We start from the raw sequence: 19743 nt of genomic DNA on the forward strand, positions 1-19743 counted from the left end.
GTGCGCAATTCGCGGTGCCCGCATAATTCCTCGCGCAGTTGTCCACCGACGACGGCCGGCGAGATAGTCGCGCAACACGAATGCGCGTATCGTGCCTTCCATGGCCCGCAGAATCGTGCATCAGCTCGTCGACGACCTCGACGGATCACTTCTTGAAGTCGGCGAAGGCGAGACCGTTCTGTTCTCGCTGGACGGTGTCGCCTACGAGATCGACCTCACCGACGAGAATGCCGCCGCGCTGCGCGGCGCCCTCGAACGCTATATCAACGCTGCGAGGACCGTGTCCTCCGCGCGCGCCGCGTCCGGAGCGGCGTCGAGCGGGGGGCGCAGGCGTCGCCGCACCGGGCAGCAGGATTACAGCCAGGTGCGCGAATGGGCGAAGAAGAACGGCTATCAGGTCTCGGATCGGGGCCGGGTTCCGGCATCCGTTCTCGAGGCTTATGAAGCGGCGCACTGACGCACGCCTGCCGACGGAATTCAGCGGCTGATCCGCACCTCTTTCACGTGCGCGAAAGCTGCACGAGGATTTCGTCGACTTTCTCCTTGGCATCGCCGAAGAGCATCTGCGCGTTCTCGCGATAGAACAGCGGATTCTGCACGCCCGCATATCCGGACGCCATCGAGCGTTTGAAGACGATCACGTTCGCGGCCTCCCATACCCGCAGCACCGGCATGCCGGCGATCGGGCTGCCGGGATCCTCGGCTGCGGCGGGATTGACGGTGTCGTTCGCGCCGATCACGAGGACGACGTCCACCCGCGAGAGGTCGTCGTTGATCTCGTCCATCTCCAGCACGATGTCGTACGGCACCTTCGCCTCGGCCAGGAGCACGTTCATGTGCCCCGGAAGCCGCCCGGCGACGGGGTGGATGCCGAACCGCACGTCCACGCCGCGCTCGCGCAGCCGGTGCACCAGGTCGGCGACCCCGTGCTGCGCCTGTGCGACGGCCATGCCGTAGCCCGGCGTGATGACGACCGACGATGCCCCGGCGAGCAGGTCGGCGGCCGTCTCGGCGTCGATCTCGCGGTGCTCGCCGTGGTCCTGCTCGCCGGAGCGCGGCGCCTCGATGCCGAAGCCGCCGGCGATGACCGAGAGGAACGAGCGGTTCATCGCCTTGCACATGATGTAGCTGAGGTAGGCACCGGACGAGCCGACGAGGGCGCCGGTGACGATGAGCAGGTCGTTGTTCAGCAGGAAGCCGGCGGCGGCGGCCGCCCACCCCGAGTAGCTGTTGAGCATCGAGACGACGACGGGCATGTCGCCGCCGCCGATCGAGGCCACGAGGTGCCAGCCGAGGGCGAGGGCGAGCGCGGTGACCGCCACGAGGAGCCACAGCTCCGGCGTGATCACGTACCAGACGGTCAGGGCGAGGAAGAGGACCAGCGCCCCCACATTGAGGACGTTCTTGCCCGGCAGCATCAGCGGCGTGGACGAGATGCGCGCCGACAGCTTCAGGAAGGCGACGATGGATCCGGTGAAAGTCACACCGCCGATGAAGACGCCGATGAAGACCTCGGCGTGATGGATGTCGGCGAGCGCCCCCTCGAGGCCCGCGTCGTACAGCGCGCCGTTCCACCCGACCAGGACGGCGGCGAGGCCGACGAAGGAGTGCAGCAGCGCGATGAGCTCCGGCATCCCGGTCATCTCGACCCGGCGCGCCCGCCACAGCCCGATGGCGCCGCCGACCGCCACGGCGGCCACGAGCAGCACGAGCCCGGTGGTCGCCGACGCGTCGCCCCACGCGCCGGCCGCGGTCGCCCACACCGTGGCGGCCAGGGCGACGGTCATGCCGACGATGCCGTACGTCACGCCTCGGCGGGACGTCTCGTGCTTGCTGAGACCCGCGAGGCTGAGGATGAACAGCAGGGCGGCGACGATGTAGGCGGCGCCGGCGACCGCTCCCGCGACGCCGATCATCGGGCCTGGTCCTTCTGGAACATCGCCAGCATGCGCCGCGTCACGGCGAACCCGCCGAAGATGTTGATGCTGGCCAGCAGCACGGCGACGGCCGCCAGGATCTGGACGGTGAGATCGGGCAGCGTGATCTGCACCATCGCCCCGACGACGATGATGCCCGAGATCGCGTTGGTGACGCTCATGAGCGGCGTGTGCAGCGCGTGGGCGACGTGACCGATGACGTAGAAGCCGACGACGATCGCGAGCGTGAGCACGAGGAAGTGCTGCGGCAGGGGCGGTGGCGCGAACGCGCAGACCGCGAACAGCGCGGCGATGCCCGCGACGATCAGCCCCGTCCGCCTGGCACGTGACATCGGCGGCTTCGGCGCGACCGCCGACCCGGCGGTGACGGGCTTGGCGGCGGGGGCGGCCGAGACCTGGACGGGAGGCGGCGGCCACGTCACGGCGCCGTCGCGCACGACGGTGACCCCGCGCTGCACGACGTCGTCGAAGTCCAGGACGAGTCTGCCGTCCTTGCCGGGTGTGAGGAGCTTGACCAGATTGACGAGGTTGGTGGCGAACAGCTGCGACGCCTGCTGGGGCAGGCGCCCCGGCAGGTCGGTGTAGCCGAGGATCACGACGCCGTTCTCGGTCACCACCCGCTCCCCCGCCACCGAGCCCTCGACGTTGCCGCCCTGCGCCGCCGCCATGTCGACGATGACGCTCCCGGGCTTCATCGTCGCGACATCCGCGGCCGTGATGAGGCGAGGCGCGGGCCTGCCCGGGATCAGCGCGGTGGTGACGATGATGTCGACATCGGCGGCCTGCTCGGAGTAGATCTCCGCCGCCCGCCGGTCATAGGCCTCGCTCGTCGCCTTGGCGTAGCCGTCTGCCGACGCCTGCGCGGCCTCGTCGGGCACGATGACCGCGAGATACTCCCCGCCGATCGACGCGACCTGGTCGGCGACCTCCGGCCGCGGGTCGGTCGCCCGCACGATCGCGCCCAGGCTCGACGCGGCGCCGATCGCCGCGAGCCCCGCGACACCGGCGCCCGCCACGAGCACCTTCGCCGGCGGCACCTTGCCCGCCGCGGTCACCTGGCCGGTGAAGAAGCGGCCGAACTCGTGGGCGGCCTCGACGACGGCGCGATACCCCGAGATGTTCGCCATCGAGCTCAGCACGTCCATCGACTGCGCCCGCGAGATGCGCGGCACCGCATCGAGCGCGATCGCGGTGATCCCCCGCGTCGCGAGGGACTCCACGAGGTCCGGGCGCAGTCCCGGGCTGAGCATCGCGACCAGCGTCGCACCGTCGGCCAGCCGGCCGATCTCGGCCGGGGTCGGCGCGTCCACCTTCAGCACGATCGGCGACGCCCACGCGGTGCGGTCGTCGACGATCGTCGCGCCGGCCTCGGCGTACGCGGCGTCGGGAAACGACGACGCGGCGCCGGCGCCGGCTTCGACGACGACGTCGTAGCCGAGGCCGATGAGCTTCGGGACAGTGGTCGGGGTCGCGGCCACCCGGTTCTCGCCGGGCGCTTCGGCGACGATGCCAATGCGGGTCATGCGTTCCTCTGGATCTGGTGCGACGCGGATCGGACGAGCGCTTCGGTGTGCGCGCGTCGACGCCTCCACCCTTGCAGACGCCGGGGAGGATGCGCCCCTCATTGCGCCCGACACGGTGTCAAGAACCGGCCATCTTGCTCCACCGGCACGCGGCGGTGCTCCCGAGCGCGAGGGCGCCGTGACTCAGCGTCGGCCTCGCGGTCGTGCCGAACTCATCTCCTCGCCAGACGCGGGGCATAGGAACCGCATAGTCGCGCCGACTCGGATGGAGGCGAACGAACACCCCATCGGGAGGAATCCATGACCACCAGCGCGCTGATCCTGATCGGCATCGATCTCGCCGCCGCCCTCGTGCTGAGCCTCGGGCTCTACTACCGCCGGCACCGCCGTCGCGACCTCGTCGTCGCCTTCCTCGGCGTCAACGTCGGTGTGATGGCGGTGGCCGCGGTGCTCGGGACCGCCGAGGTCGCGCTGGGACTGGGACTGGGCCTGTTCGGCGTGCTGTCGATCATCCGGCTCCGCTCGTCCGAGATCTCGCAGCGCGAGGTGGCGTACTACTTCGCGGCGCTCGCGATCGGGCTCGTCACCGGACTCCCGCAGACGGATCCGTGGCCGGTCGCCGCGCTGGTGGTGCTGATCCTCGGCGTCCTCTGGGCCGCCGATCACCCGGTGCTGCTCTCGCGCAGCCGGCATCAGGTGGTGCGACTCGACCGGGCTCTGAGCGAGGAAGCCGAACTGCGGGCGGAGCTCGGCGAGCGGCTCGGCGGGACGGTGACAGCCCTCACCGTCCAGGAGCTCGACCTCGTCAACGACACGACGCTCGTGGACGTGCGCTTCCGCGTGCCACACGCCGCCGCCGGCGCTCGCGACGACCTCAGCACGCGGCCGGCGGAGGCTGCCCCGGTGCGGGAAGGAGCGGTGCGGTGACCGCCCTCGACCGCTTCGCACCGGTGCGGCTCGACGAGCTCGTGGCGGAGGCATCCCTCCTCACTCGCGTCGACCGCAAGTACGTGGTGCCCCGCGAAGACCTCGCCGCGGTGATCGCCGCCCTCGACCCGAGCACGCGGGTGCTCGAGATCGACGGCGCCCGCGACTTCGCGTATGAGTCGGTGTACTTCGACACTCCCGACCTGCTGAGCTTCCGCATGGCCGCGCAGCCGCGGCGACGCCGCTTCAAGCTGCGCACCCGCACGTACCTCGACACGGGCACCGCCTACCTCGAGATCAAGACGCGCGGCGCCCGCGGCACGACGGTCAAGGACCGTGACGAGTACGACCTCCGCACGCGCGACCGGCTCACCGACGACGCGCGCGGCGACGTCGCGGACGCGTTCGACGCCATCGGTCTCGCGGCGGAGCGCGCACACGAGCTCGATGCGACCCTGGTGACGCGATACCGCCGCGCGACGCTGCTGGCCCCCGACGGCGCGGGGCGCGCCACGATCGACACCGCGCTGGAGTGGGTCGAGCCCGACGCGGGGGGCTTCGCCCTCCCCGAGACCGCGATCGTCGAGACGAAGTCCGGAGCGCGCCCGTCAGACGTCGACCGAGCCCTGTGGCGCGCCGGTCATCGCCCCGCCACCGTCAGCAAGTACGCGACCGGCCTCGCCGCCCTGCACCCCGGGCTCCCCCGCAATCGCTGGGCGCGCCTCCTGCGGGGGCCCTTCGCTCCGAGCCGTCGAGCGGCTCCGCACCCTCCCCCCTCCGCTGTCACCCCGACCCCCGACCCGACCGTCCCCAAGGAGGACACATCATGCTCCGTCGCCGCCTGATCCTGGCCGCCGCCCCTCTCACCCTCGCCGGCCTGGTGCTCGCCGGCTGCGCCACCCAGGCCGCCGCGCCGTCCGGCGCCGTAAGCCTGAGCACCGACGACACGTCGACGCCCGAGGCGACGGTCGTCGTCGACTCCGATCTCAGCGCCGCCGCCGTGCTCGCCGCGAACGCCGATGTGACGGTCGTCCGGGACGACGAGTGGAGCGACGCGGATGCCGCCGACATCGCGCTCGACGGCGATTCGGCGTCGAGTGACTCCGACGCCGTGACCGTCGACGGCGCCACCGTCACGATCACCGGCGCCGGCGTGTTCCGGCTGTCGGGCTCGCTCGACGGGCAGGTCGTCGTCGCTGCGCCGGAGGACGCGCAGGTCGTGCTGATCCTCGACGACGCCGAGATCTCGGCATCCGATTCGCCTGCCATCACCGTGATGACCGCCGACGACGTGGCCCTCCAGCTGGCGGACGGGAGCCAGAACGCGGTGTCGGACGCGTCGTCGTACGCCGACGACGCCGGGGCGAACGCGGCGATCTACGCCGACGCCGACCTGACCGTCTCGGGCACCGGCTCATTGACCGTATCGGGCAACGGGAACGACGGCATCGCGAGCACCGACGACCTCGTCGTGCTCTCGGGCGAGATCACGGTCGAGGCAGTCGACGACGCGCTGCGCGGCAAGGACTCGCTGACCGTCGAGGGCGGGACCGTCGTGCTCGAGGCGGGCGGCGACGCCCTGAAGAGCGACCAGACGGACGACGCCACGCAGGGCTTCGTCGCCATCACCGGAGGTGACGTGGTCGCCACGAGCGGCGACGATGCCATCGCCGCCGCCACCGACGCCGTCATCACCGGCGGGACGATCGCGCTGACCGCCGGGACGGCGGCGACCGGATCGGACGACTCGCCCAAGGGCGTGTCGGCCGGCGCGGTCGTCGCGATCGACGGCGGCGACGTGTCGGTCGAGGCGGCCGATGACGGCGTCCACTCCGACGGGTCGGTCGGGATCGGCGGCGGCACGCTGACCGTGACCTCCGGCGACGACGGGATCCACGCCGAGCAGCGACTCGAGATCCGCGACGGCGCGGTCACCGTCGCCGAGTCGGTGGAGGGCCTGGAGGCGACCGACATCGCGATCTCCGGCGGCACCGTCGACGTCACCTCGAGCGACGACGGCATCAACGCGGCCGGGGCGACGGCGTCGACCGCCGCGCAGGGTGGCGGAATGGGCGGCGGCGAGCAGGACACCGGTGAGACGCTCACGATCTCGGGCGGCACCGTGCGCCTCGCCGCGACGGGCGACGGCCTCGACTCCAACGGCTCGATCGCGATCACCGGAGGCACCACCGTCGTCAGCGGTCCGAGCTCGGCGGGCGGCCAGGGAGCGGTCGACGCGAACGGCTCGGTCGCGGTGGACGGCGGGGAACTGTTCGTCGCGGGCTCCGTGCTCGTCACGCCGACCGGCGCACAGCAGTGGGTCGCGGCGACCGTGTCGGGCTCGGCCGGCGACACGGTGGAGGTGACGGATGCCGCGGGCGCTGCGATCGCCTCGTTCGAGGCCGATCAGAGCTTCGGCGCCGTCTTCTACAGCGGTCCGGGTCTCACGGACGGCGGCGCCTACACCGTCACCGTCAACGGGGTCTCGGCGACCACGGTCACCGAGGGAGTCGCCGTGTCGGGCGGCGCCGGCGGTGGTCCGGGAAGCGGGCGGCGTCCGTGACGGCGTGGGCCGCCGGCGATGCCACGATCCCGCCGCCGGTCAACATGGGAGAACCCTCCGAATGCCCGGTGAACGGCGCGCTGAGGTTGCATCCGTAGGCCGTTCTCGGAATCGTGGCCCGTCCGGAACCGCAAACGGAAAGGAAGAGCATGCTTACTCTCACCCAGACCGCCGCCGACGCCGTCAAGGAGATCGTGGCCCGCGTGCCGCAGGCCGAAGACGGAGGCGTCAGGATCCGCGACACCGGAGGTACGGGCGGGTTCGAACTGAGCGTCGCTCCCGACCCTCAGCCGCACGACACGATCGTCGTCACCGACGGCGCCCGCGTCTTCCTCGACGAGACCGCGGCGGTCGCCCTCGACGACCGCGTGCTCGACGCCGAGGTGAGCGAAGAGGGCGCCGTGCGCTTCGCCCTGGCGACCCAGGGCTGACGTGGACTTCGGGCCCCGGCATCCTTCGCGGATGCCGGGGCCTTCGCGTGTCCGGCGGGTCTTCCGGCGCGCGGGCACGCGCGGGAGGATGGCGGCGAGCGCGGGGGGCGCCGTCGGTCGTCGAGCGGAGGTGGGGGGATGCTGCTCGCTGAGCCTGCCACGACCGCGACGGTCGCCGAGCCCTTCGTGCCGATCGTCGTCGCTCTCGTCACCGCCACGGCGGCCGTCCTCGCGCCGCGGGTCGCGGCACGCGCCGACGACCTCAAGCGCGCGGAGCGCCTCACCGCACTGCTGGGTGACATGCCGCCGTCGCCGCAGCGGGACCTGCTGGCGGAACTGCGCGACGACTACGCGACCGTGTGGGCGCTGCGGCAGGCCGCGCCGACGGCATCACCGTTGCGCACCGCCAGTCGCATCGCGTACTACGCCGGCGTACTGATTCTGATCATCGGAGCGGTCTCGCTGCTGCTCACGCCGGGCATGCAGTGGTGGTACTGGGCGTGGTACCTCGGCGCACTGGGACTGCTGCTCGTCGGCGTCCTGCTGCATCGACGGATGGTCGCGCACCAACGCGGATGGATGGTCGGCGAACTGCGGCGGCGTGGCCTGCGCGCGCCGCTCGACGGGCGACTGAGCGGCGGCTCCGTCACGGCATCCGCGCCGGACCGGCCCGGGCAACAGTCCCGACGGAGCCGAGGGCGTTGACCGCATAGACTTGATGCCGCCAGCCTCTGTAGCTCAATGGAAGAGCAGTTCCGTCCTAAGGAAACGGTTGGGGGTTCGAGTCCCTCCAGGGGCACAGTCTCTTTTTGTTCCTGACCAGGCATTTCTTCTATAGTCAGACCGCCGAAAGCACGTTTTTGGCCGCTTTTTGGCCGCATTCTGAAAATCTCGAGACCGCTCGGAGGGCGCCGACAAGCTCCTCCAGGGCGCTCCGTTGGACGTCGCCGAACGACGAAATTGACCGTTTCGGGCGTCTCGGGCCTCGTCGAAAAACTGAGCAATCTGCTCTGCGGCTACTGCGGTCGGGCGTAGCGGGTCTGCGGACCTGACGGCAGCGCCACGAGCGGCATCGCGTCGTTGAGGCGCGATGCGACGGCATCCAGATCGTCGTCGAAGAGGTCGGCGTAGGTGTCCAGCGTCATCGCGGCCGAGGCGTGGCCGAGCATCCGCTGCACGGCCTTCACGTTTGCGCCCGAGCTGATCGCGAGCGATGCGGCGGTGTGGCGGAGGTCGTGAGGCGTCAGCCTCGGGATCGATGGGTCGACAGCCTGCGCACGGCGGACCGCGTTCGCAAACCATCCCTGTGCGCCTGAGTTGCGCATGTGGTTGATGCCGTCGCCAAACAGCAGCCCTTCCGGTCCCTTGCCGGCGCACGCCTGCTCGATCATCGGAGCGAGCCGCGCGGGGTAGGGCACCGAGCGCTTCTCGTGCGTCTTTGGGGTGCCGACGTGGATCTCGTACGCGATCATCACCGCGTTCTCCTCGATCACGAAGCGCCGTCGGAGGCGGTTCACACTCCGCACGCGCAGCCCCGTCGCCTCGCCCCAGCGCAGGCCGGTGTAGGCCAAGGTCAGGACCATCGTCGGATACGCCGAGCATGCCGCCAACGTCGCCACCTGGTCGTGCGAGAGATAGACGCGGCGCTTGCCTGGTCCGCTCCGGGGCAGATTGCGGATGTGTCGTGCCGGGTTGTTCGCAAGGCGACGATCATCGATGGCAACATCGAGAATGCCGGCGAGGACTCCCAGCGCGCGAAGCACGACCGTGCGCGACTTCTGCGTCGCGAGCTCTGACACCCAGTCTTGAACTTCGGACCGCCGGATCGACCAGATCTCCCTGTCTGCCCAGACTGGAGCGACGTGGTTCTTCCACGCCCGCTCGAGCGTCATGTAGTACGAAGGCTTCGACATCGGCGGCTGCTTCGACCGGAGCCAGCTGTCGGCGAACATCCGCACCGGCACCCGCGACGCTACGGGATCGATGTACTCGCCCTTCGACTTGGACACGGTGACCATGGACAGGTAGAGCTTCGCCTCGCGCATCGTCGTGAAGCCGCGCTTCTGCGTTTCGGTGCTATCAGGCTTGCGGTAGCGCACGCGGTAGCGGCGGCCCTTCGCCGTTTCGTACGGGGTGATGGTGCCCATCTCGGACCTCCGCTTGTGCCGGCTCGACGGCCAGTATCGGCCCAGTGTCCGCCACTGGTCGGGCGCCGTCAATGCGGCCGACGACAGATGTGGATGGATGTCGGAAGACGTCGTCAACTGCGTTGGAGTAGAGGGGCGCTTCCCTCCGACGCGGAGAGTGTAGCGATCGGTCGCACCTCCGTTCTCGCCGCTCACTTCTTGCAGACTCCGGGGCTGGCGCGCGTCGCTTAGCAGCCGTGCGACGACGAGCACTGCGCCGCGCCCGAACGCTGGGTGGCTGTATGTCGGAGGAGGACGGAGTCCGAGATCAAACGGTGAGCGACGTCTCACCGCACGGATTGGCATAGACGGCATTTCTGCGGCTTGGACTAGAAAGGAAGGCGTGGTCAAGGCAAAAGAGACCGACCTCGAGGGCGTACTCGAAGGCAAGAAGCAATATCAGGTTCCGCTGTATCAACGCGTTTACTCGTGGCGCAACAGGCAACTCGATCAGCTCTGGGACGACATCGTCGCGATTGCAGAGACCCGCAGGACCGACCCGACAGCGACACACTTCATCGGCTCGCTGGTTCTCGCAGCCAGTCCCGACAACGCCGCGGTCGGACTGCAGAAGTTCCTCGTCGTTGATGGGCAACAGCGACTAACGACATTGACCTTGCTCCTCGCAGCCTTGCGAGATCACCTCATCGAGTCCGAAGGGGTCGAGCATCGCGACCGCATCGACGCCCAGTACCTCGTCAACAAGTACGAGAGCGGTGCTCCGGCCAAACTCTTACCCACCCAGGCTGACCGATCCGCATATCTCGCGGTTGTGCGATCCGCCGCGCGTGCAGGCGAACAGGACTCGATCGGCGATGCCTACCGGCGGTTCCGATCGAAGATCGCCGAGGCAGACGATCCCGACGACCCGCACGACATCGCAGCCATCGAGAATGCGGTCCTGCGCGGACTTGCTGTGGTGGCTGTCACGGCGGAGCCCGGCGACAACGCGCATCGAATCTTCGAGTCGCTGAACAACACTGGCCTGAAGCTCACTCAAAGCGACCTCCTCAAGAACTACATCTTCATGCGGCTCGGCCACCGCGCAGAGCCCGTGTACGACAGTGTCTGGCTACCGCTGGAGAAGAAACTCAATGCCGACAACCTGGAACTGCTGTTCTGGCTCGATCTCGTACAAACGGACGAGCGAGCCAAGCAGTCCGACACCTACATCGGCCAGCAGCGCCGGATGTCCAAGTTGGCGACGATTGCGGAGGTAGAAGCCGAGGTCGCTCGGGTCGCAAAGCTCGGGGACGTGCTGGCGAAGATCGTCGACCCAAGTCGCGAGGGCCACCCTGAGGTACGCCGGCGGCTTGAGCGCATACAAGCATGGGGCTCGACCACGGCTTATCCGGTCGTAATGCGCATCCTTGCGCGCGGGGTGGACGGAACTGCGACCGCAGATCAGATTGCCGCCGCACTCACCTACCTGGAGTCCTACTTCGTTCGCCGCATCGTCATCGGTCGCGCCACTGCGGGCCTCAATCGAAGTCTGCTTCAGGCTGTCGGTGCGATCACCGACGCAGAGGATGTCGATAAGGCCTTACGGCGCTACTTGTCGACTGGCCGCAAGCACTTTGCGACGAACGCTGAGGTCAGGGAGGCGGTCGGCACCGTGGCCTTCTATTGGCAGGGACGCGGACCGCAGAAGAAGCTCATCCTGCAGTGGCTCGAAGAGTCATATCGGCACAAGGAGGTCGTCGCCACTGCGGACCTCACCATCGAGCATGTCCTCCCTCAAACGCTGAGCGACGAGGTGCGAGAGGAGCTGGCGGAGCTACTGGACGAAGGCGCTGATATCGCGTACGAGCACGAACGCATTGTGCATACGCTAGGCAACTTGACTCTGTCCGGTTACAACAGCGAAATGAGCAACAGTCCGTTCGAGAAGAAGAAGGCATGGCTCGCGACGAGCGGGCTCCGGATGAATCAGATCATCGCCGGACATTCACAATGGGGTCCCGAGGAGATCACCTCCCGGGCTGACGAATTGGCCGAGCGGATCATCGAGCTATGGCCGGGGCCGGACGAGAGTCTTGCAGGTATTCAAGACACGCCCTCTGAACTGCGAAGAGCGGTGGCAGCAGTCGTGCCAGAGATCCCCGCGGGACGGTGGACCTCATATGGCGAAGTGGCGCTCATCGTCGGCACACATCCGCAGCCCCTCGCCGCAGTGTTGGCGGCGAATCCGATTCCGAACGCCTGGCGTGTTCTCCAAGCGGGTGGCACGCTGTCACCCGGGTTTCATTGGCACGAGCCCGACCGCATGGATGACCCGCGCGCCGTGCTCGAGGCGGAAGGGGTGGCCTTTGACGAGGGAGGGAGGGCACTGCCGGAGCAGTTCATCGGCGCACTCGAATTGGCGGGGATCGCCGGGTACGACGTCGACGAGGACGAGATCAGTCAGCGCCGCGGTGCTGGCGGGCGAGCGAGTGTCTCGGTTCTGAGCCATCAGCAATTGGAGTTCTGGAAGCGAGTGGTCGTCCGCGGGCCGGGGAACTCGCCGCATGTTCGGTCTTGGAACAAACCTCTGCCCCAGATGTGGTTCAACGTCGCTGTCGGCACACCCGGTGCACACGTAGAGCTCGTTGTGAACTCTTCCGACAAGCGGGTCCTCGTCGACTTCCGGATCCCGGACAACAAGGCGCTCTTCCATCGCCTGCGAAGTCACCAACAAGACATCGAGGCCGACCTTGGGTACGCACTCGAATGGCGCGAGAGGCCCGAGCGCAAGGTGAGTCGCATCCTGATCATTCGCGACGGCGACTTTCGTGACGAGTCAGTGGCGGAGGAACTCGCGGATTGGCTAGTCGCCAGAGCCGACGACTTCGCCCGCGTATTCCCGAAGTATGTGTAGTACCTGGTCTCGTTTCGAGCCGCCGTCGGGTCACCCGGCGTGGACGTCCGGAATCACGCGATGAATGGATGGGGGGAACCTTGAGCAATCCACTCTTCTCGACCTACCGCGGCGGAGAGAATCGCGTCACATCATCGACTATCGCGGTCTTCCAGCGCATCGATCTCGGGGTCGTGAAGGAGCTTCTCCAGAATGCGGCAGGGATGGGAGAAGAGCTCCGAGCGGTGTCTTTTGAGAACCAGGTCGTCGGCGACGGCTCGGTGCCAGACGCCCGAATCTCGGCGCACTTCACGTGGTGGTTCGAGACGAAGACCGTTTCGCAGGCTTACCAGGCCGAGGGTCATGATCGCACCCAGGTGCGTGCGCATGCAGCGCGCCTCGTCGGCGACGCCGATGCCTACTTGTTCGTGCTGACCCCGGACGCCACCCAGCCCGCATGGCTCAGCGCGCCAGACGGGATCGACGCGACCGTTCGGGATCGGATCGTTTGGCTCTCGTTTGCGGCGCTCGCGGCCGCAATCCGAGAGATCATCGGTGATGCCACTCGGCGCATCGGCGAGCAGACGAGATTCCTGCTAAATGAGCTCGTCAGCCTGTACGAAGCCGACGGCCTGCTGAGCTCTGACGACACAGTGATCGTCGCCGCTCGTACTGCATGGGGTGAATATCAGCGCCATGGCGTCTACATCTGTCAGCCCGACCGCGCATTTCGAAACGATCTCACCCATTTCGGCTTCTATGCTCACGGTCAGATCAAACCCGCCATCGCTCGCATCCGGCGCAGGGTGCCCGCCATCGTTTTCTCTTCCGAGAGTGCCGCGGCGTGTCGCGACCGAGGTGACGAGCACCTTGCCACAGTGATCGAGGATTTCCTCAGCCGCGGTGCCCGCGACGAGGGTGCCAGTTACGGGGTGTTCCTCCTCTCGTCTCCTGATGACGCGGACACCGTGACGCTTTCGGCGCCGATTGTCAACGACACGGTCGCCTCGACAGGCCGCTCGTGGGCGTGGACAATGGGCCAGCGGTACACAAGCCTTGCAAAGCTCACTAGCGGGGTTACCCGCACCTCCCAGCTATGAGCTCGCGCCGTCTCGGCGGTGAGTACTGGCGCGTGTCGGACATGGCTTGGGTGTGCCGTCAACGCGGCCGACAGCAGATGTAGATAGATGAAGGTAGACGTCGTCAACTGGCGTGGGCGCACAGGGTGGCGCCTCCCCCGACGCCGAGAGTGGTGCGATAGTCACGCCTCCGCTTTCGCAGTTACCGGGCAATCTGGGGTTGATGAACAGCCTGAGTCCAAGATCCTACTTCTGCGCGAGTTGCGCGAGGCCTTCCCGGATGAGCGTCTTGAGCACCAGGTCGCGGCCCGAGTGGCTGGCGCCCCAAACCATCGACATCCTATTTAGCGCGCGAGACGTTGCCGTCGAGTACCAAGGGGAACAACATTCGCAGCCTGGGCAGCTCTCCGGCGGCTCTCACATATTTCCGAGCCCGCAGGAACGCGCCGCCAACAAGCGAATGCTATGCAGGGAGAACGGGATCCACCTCATCGAAGTTCATCCACGCTACGTGCTCGCGGACGTCATAGATGTCATGCGTGAGGCGCTGTCCGCAAGCACGTCGGCTCGCTGAGGCGGATGGGCGTTAGCAACTTGCAGTAGCTTCCTGCCGCCGCACGGCTGAGCACTCTCAAGCAGTCCCGGCGAAGCACGGCCGCAGTGATGATCTCTGGTCACCCTCGCCGACGAGCTCGTCGTCTGGTGTCGAGATCGAGGGGCGCCTACCCTCCGAGGTCGGGAGTGAGGCTATCGCCCGCGCCTTCGTTCTCGGCACTGAATCCCTCGATACAGGCACGCATCGGCAAGCTCCCTCCCCTGCAGACGGCCGGCAGTGAACTCGGGCGTCAACGTTTGGCGTCAGTTTCTTGCGGGCTAGTGCGCGGGCGCGCCGACTCTGCGAATTCGCGAAAACCTGCGAAGTCAGGGAACAGGACGGACGCAGATCTGTTGTACGAGTTCTTCAGTATGTCGAGAATGCGCTGCTTGGCCGAGGCTCGTACGTGGAACGCCATGAACGGAATGGCGAGCAGGCCCTTCTCTTGAAACCGGGGTGGCAGCTCGTCTCGGTCGAGGGCGCCTTGAACGTGGGCGAGCGCCATGGTCGCAAGTGATCCGGTTGTATGCGGGAGCTCGAGCGGGATGCTGCGGAATGGCGTCCGGGGATCCTGTTCGGGCAAGGTAGCGGAAATGAAAAAACCTTCTTGAGCGCGAAGTCGATCGTTCGGGTAATGAGCATCGACGACGAACGGCCGCCGTGATGCCAGTGCCTCCGTCAATTCCCACGACAATGGTCGCGCGCCAGCCAAGAGGCTCGTCGGCGGCGTGCGACCGAACCGCGGCCACTCGGCCACGTTGATCGCGAGGAGTACACCGTCGTCATCGAACCCGGTGCGTCGTTCCTCGTCAGACAGTTGCTGTGCGGCAAACCACAGCGCGGTCATCGGATTCGACGTGACATCGAGCAGGCGAGTGCTGGTACCGAAATGTTGGAGGTCGGCGAGGAGCTGTAAATCGCTCGACCATCCGCTGGAACTGCTACCGAGTCCCCACTGCCTGGCCTCCGCCAGCGTGCGCTTTTCCTCCGCCCGGAGTTGCGCCTCATCGGCGTGCGGGATGAACCGGTGAAGAGATGAGACGAGTGCGTAATCGATGCTGCGCATGCCCCGCCATGCCATGCGGGCGCCGCTGCTGAAAGCGCCGACGAGTGCGATGTCCGACATCAATTGCCCGACGCTACGCGGCTTTCGATACCAGCCGATCTGATGCCACCCGACTCGCGACATAGCGCTCTCCTTTCGCCAGGGCCCGATCGTCGGCTCGTTTCTCCAACTAGATCAGCGCGCGCTGCAGGTGTTCTGCGATCGCCTTCCCGAGGGGCACAGGAACGGCGTTGCCGATCTGTCTTGCGATCGCCGTCTTCGAACCGACGAACAGGTGCGTGTCGGGGAAGCCTTGCAGAACTGCAGCCTCGTAGTGCGTGATCGCGCGATGCTCGGTCGGGTGCAGGTACCGGCCCTTCTCGGGCTTGAAGAACTCGGTGCGGACCGTCACCGAGGGCTTGTCCAAATGCAGTCGGCCCATCACGTCGCCGGATCCGGTCGTGTGTCCGAGCCAGCACGGCGCCTTCAGCCGATCGGGGAGATCGAACCTGTTGCCACCCTCTGGAATCGCCCGGAAGCGAAGCTTGGAGATCTCCGCGTAGTCGCGCCCGACATGAAGTTCGTACGGGCGGAACACGCCCGGGAGTTCGATGCCGAAGAAGGTCTTGACGCGCGCGTCGAGTCTTGTTTCCGTGACTGTCGGCACGATGTTCATGAATGCTTGCCGCACCGTGCGGTGCCGCCCGACGTGCGTCGGCTTCGGCATCCCTACCGGCGGAAGATCGCGATGGCGACCGATCAGGATCGCCCGCTTGCGGGCCTGGAACGCGCCGTAGTCGGCAGCATTCAGGATGTCCCATTCGAACGTGTAGTCACGCAGGATCCCGTCCGACTGCGTCGACTCAGTGAAGTCGCGGAACTGCTGGGACTTCGCGAATGCCGCGACATTCTCGACGACGAAGTACTTCGGCTGCGCTCGTAGAATCGTGGCGGCGTACTCCTGCCACAAGTAGTTACGTTTGTCGGTGGTGTCTCGCTTGCCCAGCATCGAGAACCCCTGGCACGGGGGCCCGCCGACGATGACGTCGACGACAGGCGGGATTTCATCCTTCAGCCAGTCTTCGATGCCCCCCCGGTAGACCACGTCTTCGCCGAACGTCGCGGCGTACGTGGCGGCGGCGGCAGTGTCGAGCTCGACGGCGCGCTCCACCCGGAAACGTTCGGACGCTGCATGAAATCCCGCGGTGAGCCCGCCGGCGCCCGCGAAGAGATCCAGCATCGTGATGGTCTGCGTTGCGCGATCGGGGGCGAGGGTCGCATCGACCTCGGCCGGGAGCTGCAGAGTCATCGGGTCCAATCTACTGTTGAGCTGGAGGGATGCAGGGATGGCAGCCGGCGAGTCGACGGCGCCCCGACGGCGCGACGTGTCGTGGGCGAGCACGCCGGGCTCGCGCGCCTCCATGCAATCCAATCGAGGCCGCGATACGTCTCCTGAACTCGCCGTCCGTCGTCGCCTTCATGCCCTCGGCCTGCGCTACCGCGTCTCTGTCCGGCCGATCAAGAATGTACGCCGTACTGCGGACATCGTGTTCCCACGTGCCCAGATCGCAGTCTTCATTGACGGATGCTTCTGGCACGGATGCGCCGAGCACTATCAGGCACCCGCACGCAACGCTGAGTTCTGGCTCGCGAAGCGCATCCGCAATCAGGAACGGGATGCCGACACAGACAGAACCCTCGAAGCCCACGGCTGGCGTCCCCTCCGCATCTGGGAGCACGAGGTGCGCGCCGACCCCGACGCGGTCGCGGCACGCATCGCAGGGGTGGTCAGATCAATCTGATCGACGCGGGGCTGCTCGGTGGGCTTCGTACTCGACCTCGAACCCGAACCGCCCGAGTCGATTCAAGAGGAGCAGCAGTTCGATCGGCATCTTGGTGAGGTAGGCCTGGCGCGCCCGCATCTCGGTCGGCCGATAGTCCTGGAACGGGTAGTACTTGAAGCCCCGGTACCGAGCCTTCAGATCATCCTCTAGTCGCACCACCTCGCTGTGGATCGTCTCGACCTGCTCGCGCGTGATCGGCCTGGGAAGCGGCGTGTAGTCCTTGAGTGGCACGACCCAATGCGGCCGACGCTCGGCGATCGACGGATCGATGTGGGTGCGGGTCCGCGGCACCCAGACGTGCGACTCCACAACGGGAGCCGACGCCGCCCGTGACCATCCGACGATCCCGGTGGCCCCAGCCGGAGTGGTGAACCAGTGGACGATCACATCTCCGGGCTGCACGAGGCGCACCAGATCCCAATGCCAGACCGGCTTCTCGCCGGGTGTCGTGATCGGCGCCCGCAAGTCGATCCCCGGCTCTTTCGCCCCGGCGATCTCCATCCAGAACCGCTGCTCGCCGTGTCCTTGCCACCAGCACTCCGGCGGGACATCGATTGACTCCTCGACCATTGCGTGCCTCACCCGAGCAGTAGCTCGCTCGGGGCCCCCTTCCACGTGACCACGAGCTCATCACGAGCGCGGCTCGCGGCGACGTAGAGCAGCGAACGGAACTGCTTGTCCTTGTCGGGCTTGTCCTCCTCGGGCACGCCCTTGTAAGCCCACGGGGGCGGGAACGAACCGTCCGACACGTCGAACAGCACGACCCGCGAGAACTCCATGCCCTTCGCGGTATGCATCGTCATAGCCACAGCTTGTCCGCCGGTCACGCGGGGCTGAGTGATCAGAGCCACCGAGATGTCGCGCTGAGCGAGGCCCTGCTGCACCTTCTTGGCGGCGTTGTTCGACGAGGCGAGCACGGCAATCGTCTCGGGGCGCACGCCCTCGTCGCGCCACCGGTTGATGTCCGCCGCGATCTGGTCAAGTTGCTCGGCGTCCGATTTCGTCGCGCGCTTCCGCGGCTTGGGCCCGCTCCGCGCGGAGCGATAGCCCTCGGTCGACACCTCCAGCCCCTCGGCGTCGTCGTACTCTTCGCCGGCGAGGACACCGAGAGCGAACCGCAGGTTCTCGAGCGTGGTGCGATAGTTCAGCGTCAGTCGCCGTGAGCGACCCTGGATCTGGATGCCGTAGTGCTTGAGTACCGTCGGCCGACCGTAGATCCGTTGATGTGTGTCATCGGCGATGAAGAGGTCGTTCGGGCCCTCCGCGACGATCGCCCGGAGCAGCTTCCACTTCGCGGGTTCGAGATCTTGACCTTCATCGACGAGCACGTGGTCGGCGAACGTCGTACCGCTCGACGTCAGCCATGTCGCGCCGATCGCTGCGATCTCGCCGTACCCGAGCTGGTTCGCGATCCGCTGATCCTTGCGCATCTGCTCGATGACGGCCCATGCCGAAGCCCGCTTGCCGCGGTCGAGGGCGACGCCACGTCCCGGTCGTCGAACGGTGAAGTATGCGTCCGCTTCGAGGATGCCCGCCGGCAGCACCACCTGCGCGTACTCGTCATCGAAGAAGGATGTCGACTGCAGCGAGATGGGGAGTGCAGATCCGGCTTGCGTGATCGCCGACGACCAGTCCGGTTCCGCGGGCGATGCGGTCTTCTCGCGCGTCGAACCGATCGTCGCGAGCGCGGCCGCACCGAAGTCATCTCCCGCGCGGAGGCGCACCTCGGCTGCGAGTTGGTCGACACCCTTCACGAGCACGCCCGCGTCCCCGAGCCTCTCGGCGATCGGCACCGAAGCATCGAGGCGTTCCAGGTCGCGGCGCAGGTTGTCGGCCAGCGCTCGCGTGAATGTGGTCAGGATGACGCGCGCTTTCGGGTTCGCGAGCGCGAGACGTCGTGCCCGGTGCAACAACACGACAGTCTTGCCTGTGCCGGCTCCTCCGCTGAGGCGGAACGATCCTGAGTAGTCCTTGTCGACGTATGCGCGCTGTTCGGGATGGAGGAAGATCCGCCAGGCACCGAAGTCGCCGTCCTCGATGATCCGACGGAGCTCTTCGCTGTTCTCGACGTAGGTGAACTGCATACGGGATGCAGGGTGCTCGAGCGCCTTGAGGACCTTCGTGGCCTCATCGTCGTGCGCTTCCACCTCGACAGGATTGTCGAGCCCGAGCTGCTCGCGGATGACGTGCAAGGCTTCCCGAGCCGCCATCGATAGAAGAACCTCCTGCTGCCACGGGGTATGCAGGCCTTCGGCGAACTCGAGTAGAGAATCCTCGTCGGGGAGCGCGAATGCGGCTTCAGCCACGTCCTGCGAGAATCCGAACTCGGAGGTGAGGTCCGTGATGAAGTACCCCAGCTCGCTCAGCAACGGCGCTGACGTGGGTGTCCCCGCAGTGGATACCGGCGCGGTCTCGCCCGCATCCGCGGCCACCTCTTGTGCGGCGACCGCCTCGTGGAGTTCGAGCACACCGTTGACGTGATTGACGTGCAGAGTGAGCTTCTTCGCCTTCTCCGTTCCCTCGTCGTGCGGCCACGTACCCGCGTACACGTAGTGGGTCTCTCCACTCGGCGGATCGATCCGGAACAGCACCGCACGCCAGAACTCATTGACACGGCCGGTACGGGCCCGCGGGTCGACCGAACCGTTGATGGGCTCTATGTGAAGGCCCGGGGTGGCGTCGCTCTGGCTCAGCTTGTCGATGAAGGTGAAGATCAGCGCCTTGAGGTCTTTGTCATGCTTGGGCTGCTTGACGGTGGCGTAGGTGACGGCCGGCAT

16 protein-coding genes and 1 tRNA gene are annotated in these 19743 nt (G+C 67.1%); 10 read left to right on the forward strand and 7 right to left on the reverse strand.

Features of this window, described 5'->3' with window-relative positions; translation table 11 throughout:
* Positions 1-100: 100 nt before the first annotated feature.
* Positions 101-457 (forward strand): Lsr2 family protein, encoded by a 357-nt coding sequence (locus ACFRAL_RS08540; RefSeq protein WP_336396582.1) that lies wholly within the window; start codon positions 101-103, stop codon positions 455-457.
* Between the two features lie 43 nt (positions 458-500).
* On the opposite strand, the gene pntB is transcribed toward ACFRAL_RS08540, so the two are convergent.
* Positions 501-1916 (reverse strand): Re/Si-specific NAD(P)(+) transhydrogenase subunit beta, encoded by a 1416-nt coding sequence (gene pntB / locus ACFRAL_RS08545; protein WP_378881730.1) that lies wholly within the window; start codon positions 1914-1916, stop codon positions 501-503.
* Positions 1913-3460 (reverse strand): Re/Si-specific NAD(P)(+) transhydrogenase subunit alpha, encoded by a 1548-nt coding sequence (locus ACFRAL_RS08550; RefSeq protein ID WP_378881733.1) that lies wholly within the window; start codon positions 3458-3460, stop codon positions 1913-1915. Before ACFRAL_RS08550 ends, pntB begins: the two co-directional genes overlap by 4 nt.
* Positions 3461-3760: 300 nt before the next feature.
* Here ACFRAL_RS08550 and ACFRAL_RS08555 point away from each other — a divergent pair, with 300 nt between their 5' ends.
* The 6 genes from ACFRAL_RS08555 (at position 3761) to ACFRAL_RS08580 (ending at position 8180) form a co-directional block, all read left to right on the forward strand.
* A complete protein-coding gene (locus tag ACFRAL_RS08555; protein ID WP_378881736.1) occupies positions 3761-4387 on the forward strand; it encodes a DUF4956 domain-containing protein in 627 nt (208 codons plus the stop codon).
* The gene (locus ACFRAL_RS08560) at positions 4384-5232 is read left to right on the forward strand and encodes a polyphosphate polymerase domain-containing protein (RefSeq protein WP_378881739.1); all 849 of its coding nucleotides are present in this window, start codon (positions 4384-4386) and stop codon (positions 5230-5232) included. Before ACFRAL_RS08555 ends, ACFRAL_RS08560 begins: the two co-directional genes overlap by 4 nt.
* Positions 5214-6950: a carbohydrate-binding domain-containing protein gene (locus tag ACFRAL_RS08565; RefSeq protein ID WP_378881742.1), complete on the forward strand. Its 1737-nt coding sequence runs from the start codon at positions 5214-5216 to the stop codon at positions 6948-6950. The genes ACFRAL_RS08560 and ACFRAL_RS08565 overlap by 19 nt, the downstream gene beginning before the upstream one ends.
* Before the next feature lie 149 nt (positions 6951-7099).
* Positions 7100-7381, forward strand: coding sequence for a Fe-S cluster assembly protein HesB (locus ACFRAL_RS08570; RefSeq protein WP_378881745.1), 282 nt, complete (start codon positions 7100-7102; stop codon positions 7379-7381).
* 138 nt (positions 7382-7519) lie between these two features.
* On the forward strand, positions 7520-8086 hold the full coding sequence (locus tag ACFRAL_RS08575) for a hypothetical protein (protein WP_378881748.1): 567 nt from the start codon (positions 7520-7522) through the stop codon (positions 8084-8086).
* Positions 8087-8108: 22 nt separating this feature from the next.
* Positions 8109-8180: transfer RNA gene (locus tag ACFRAL_RS08580), tRNA-Arg, on the forward strand.
* A gap of 217 nt (positions 8181-8397) precedes the next feature.
* On the opposite strand, the gene ACFRAL_RS08585 is transcribed toward ACFRAL_RS08580, so the two are convergent.
* Positions 8398-9528, reverse strand: a complete 1131-nt coding sequence (locus ACFRAL_RS08585) for a tyrosine-type recombinase/integrase (RefSeq protein WP_378881751.1) — start codon at positions 9526-9528, stop codon at positions 8398-8400.
* Positions 9529-9910: 382 nt separating this feature from the next.
* On the opposite strand from ACFRAL_RS08585, the gene ACFRAL_RS08590 reads away from it, so the two are divergent.
* The gene (locus ACFRAL_RS08590; RefSeq protein ID WP_378881754.1) at positions 9911-12424 is read left to right on the forward strand and encodes a DUF4268 domain-containing protein; all 2514 of its coding nucleotides are present in this window, start codon (positions 9911-9913) and stop codon (positions 12422-12424) included.
* A gap of 80 nt (positions 12425-12504) precedes the next feature.
* Positions 12505-13503, forward strand: coding sequence for a hypothetical protein (locus ACFRAL_RS08595; protein ID WP_378881756.1), 999 nt, complete (start codon positions 12505-12507; stop codon positions 13501-13503).
* A gap of 824 nt (positions 13504-14327) precedes the next feature.
* Here the strand turns inward: ACFRAL_RS08595 and ACFRAL_RS08600 are convergent.
* Positions 14328-15203, reverse strand: a complete 876-nt coding sequence (locus ACFRAL_RS08600; protein WP_378881758.1) for an FRG domain-containing protein — start codon at positions 15201-15203, stop codon at positions 14328-14330.
* 109 nt (positions 15204-15312) lie between these two features.
* Positions 15313-16431 carry a DNA cytosine methyltransferase gene (locus ACFRAL_RS08605; protein WP_378881761.1) on the reverse strand — a complete coding sequence of 373 codons (1119 nt, stop codon included), beginning with the start codon at positions 16429-16431 and terminating at the stop codon, positions 15313-15315.
* A 37-nt stretch (positions 16432-16468) separates the two neighbouring features.
* Between ACFRAL_RS08605 and ACFRAL_RS08610 the strand changes: the two genes are divergently transcribed.
* Positions 16469-16924 (forward strand): very short patch repair endonuclease, encoded by a 456-nt coding sequence (locus ACFRAL_RS08610; protein ID WP_378881764.1) that lies wholly within the window; start codon positions 16469-16471, stop codon positions 16922-16924.
* Here ACFRAL_RS08610 and ACFRAL_RS08615 read toward each other — a convergent pair.
* Together ACFRAL_RS08615 and ACFRAL_RS08620 are read right to left on the reverse strand one after the other, a co-directional pair.
* Entirely contained in the window at positions 16916-17467 is a 552-nt protein-coding gene (locus ACFRAL_RS08615) for a hypothetical protein (RefSeq protein WP_378881767.1), read from the reverse strand. The genes ACFRAL_RS08610 and ACFRAL_RS08615 overlap by 9 nt on opposite strands.
* 77 nt (positions 17468-17544) lie before the next feature.
* On the reverse strand, positions 17545-19743 hold the full coding sequence (locus tag ACFRAL_RS08620; protein WP_378881770.1) for a 3'-5' exonuclease: 2199 nt from the start codon (positions 19741-19743) through the stop codon (positions 17545-17547).

Source organism: Microbacterium sp. NPDC056736 (assembly GCF_042790415.1).
Lineage (GTDB): Bacteria > Actinomycetota > Actinomycetes > Actinomycetales > Microbacteriaceae > Microbacterium.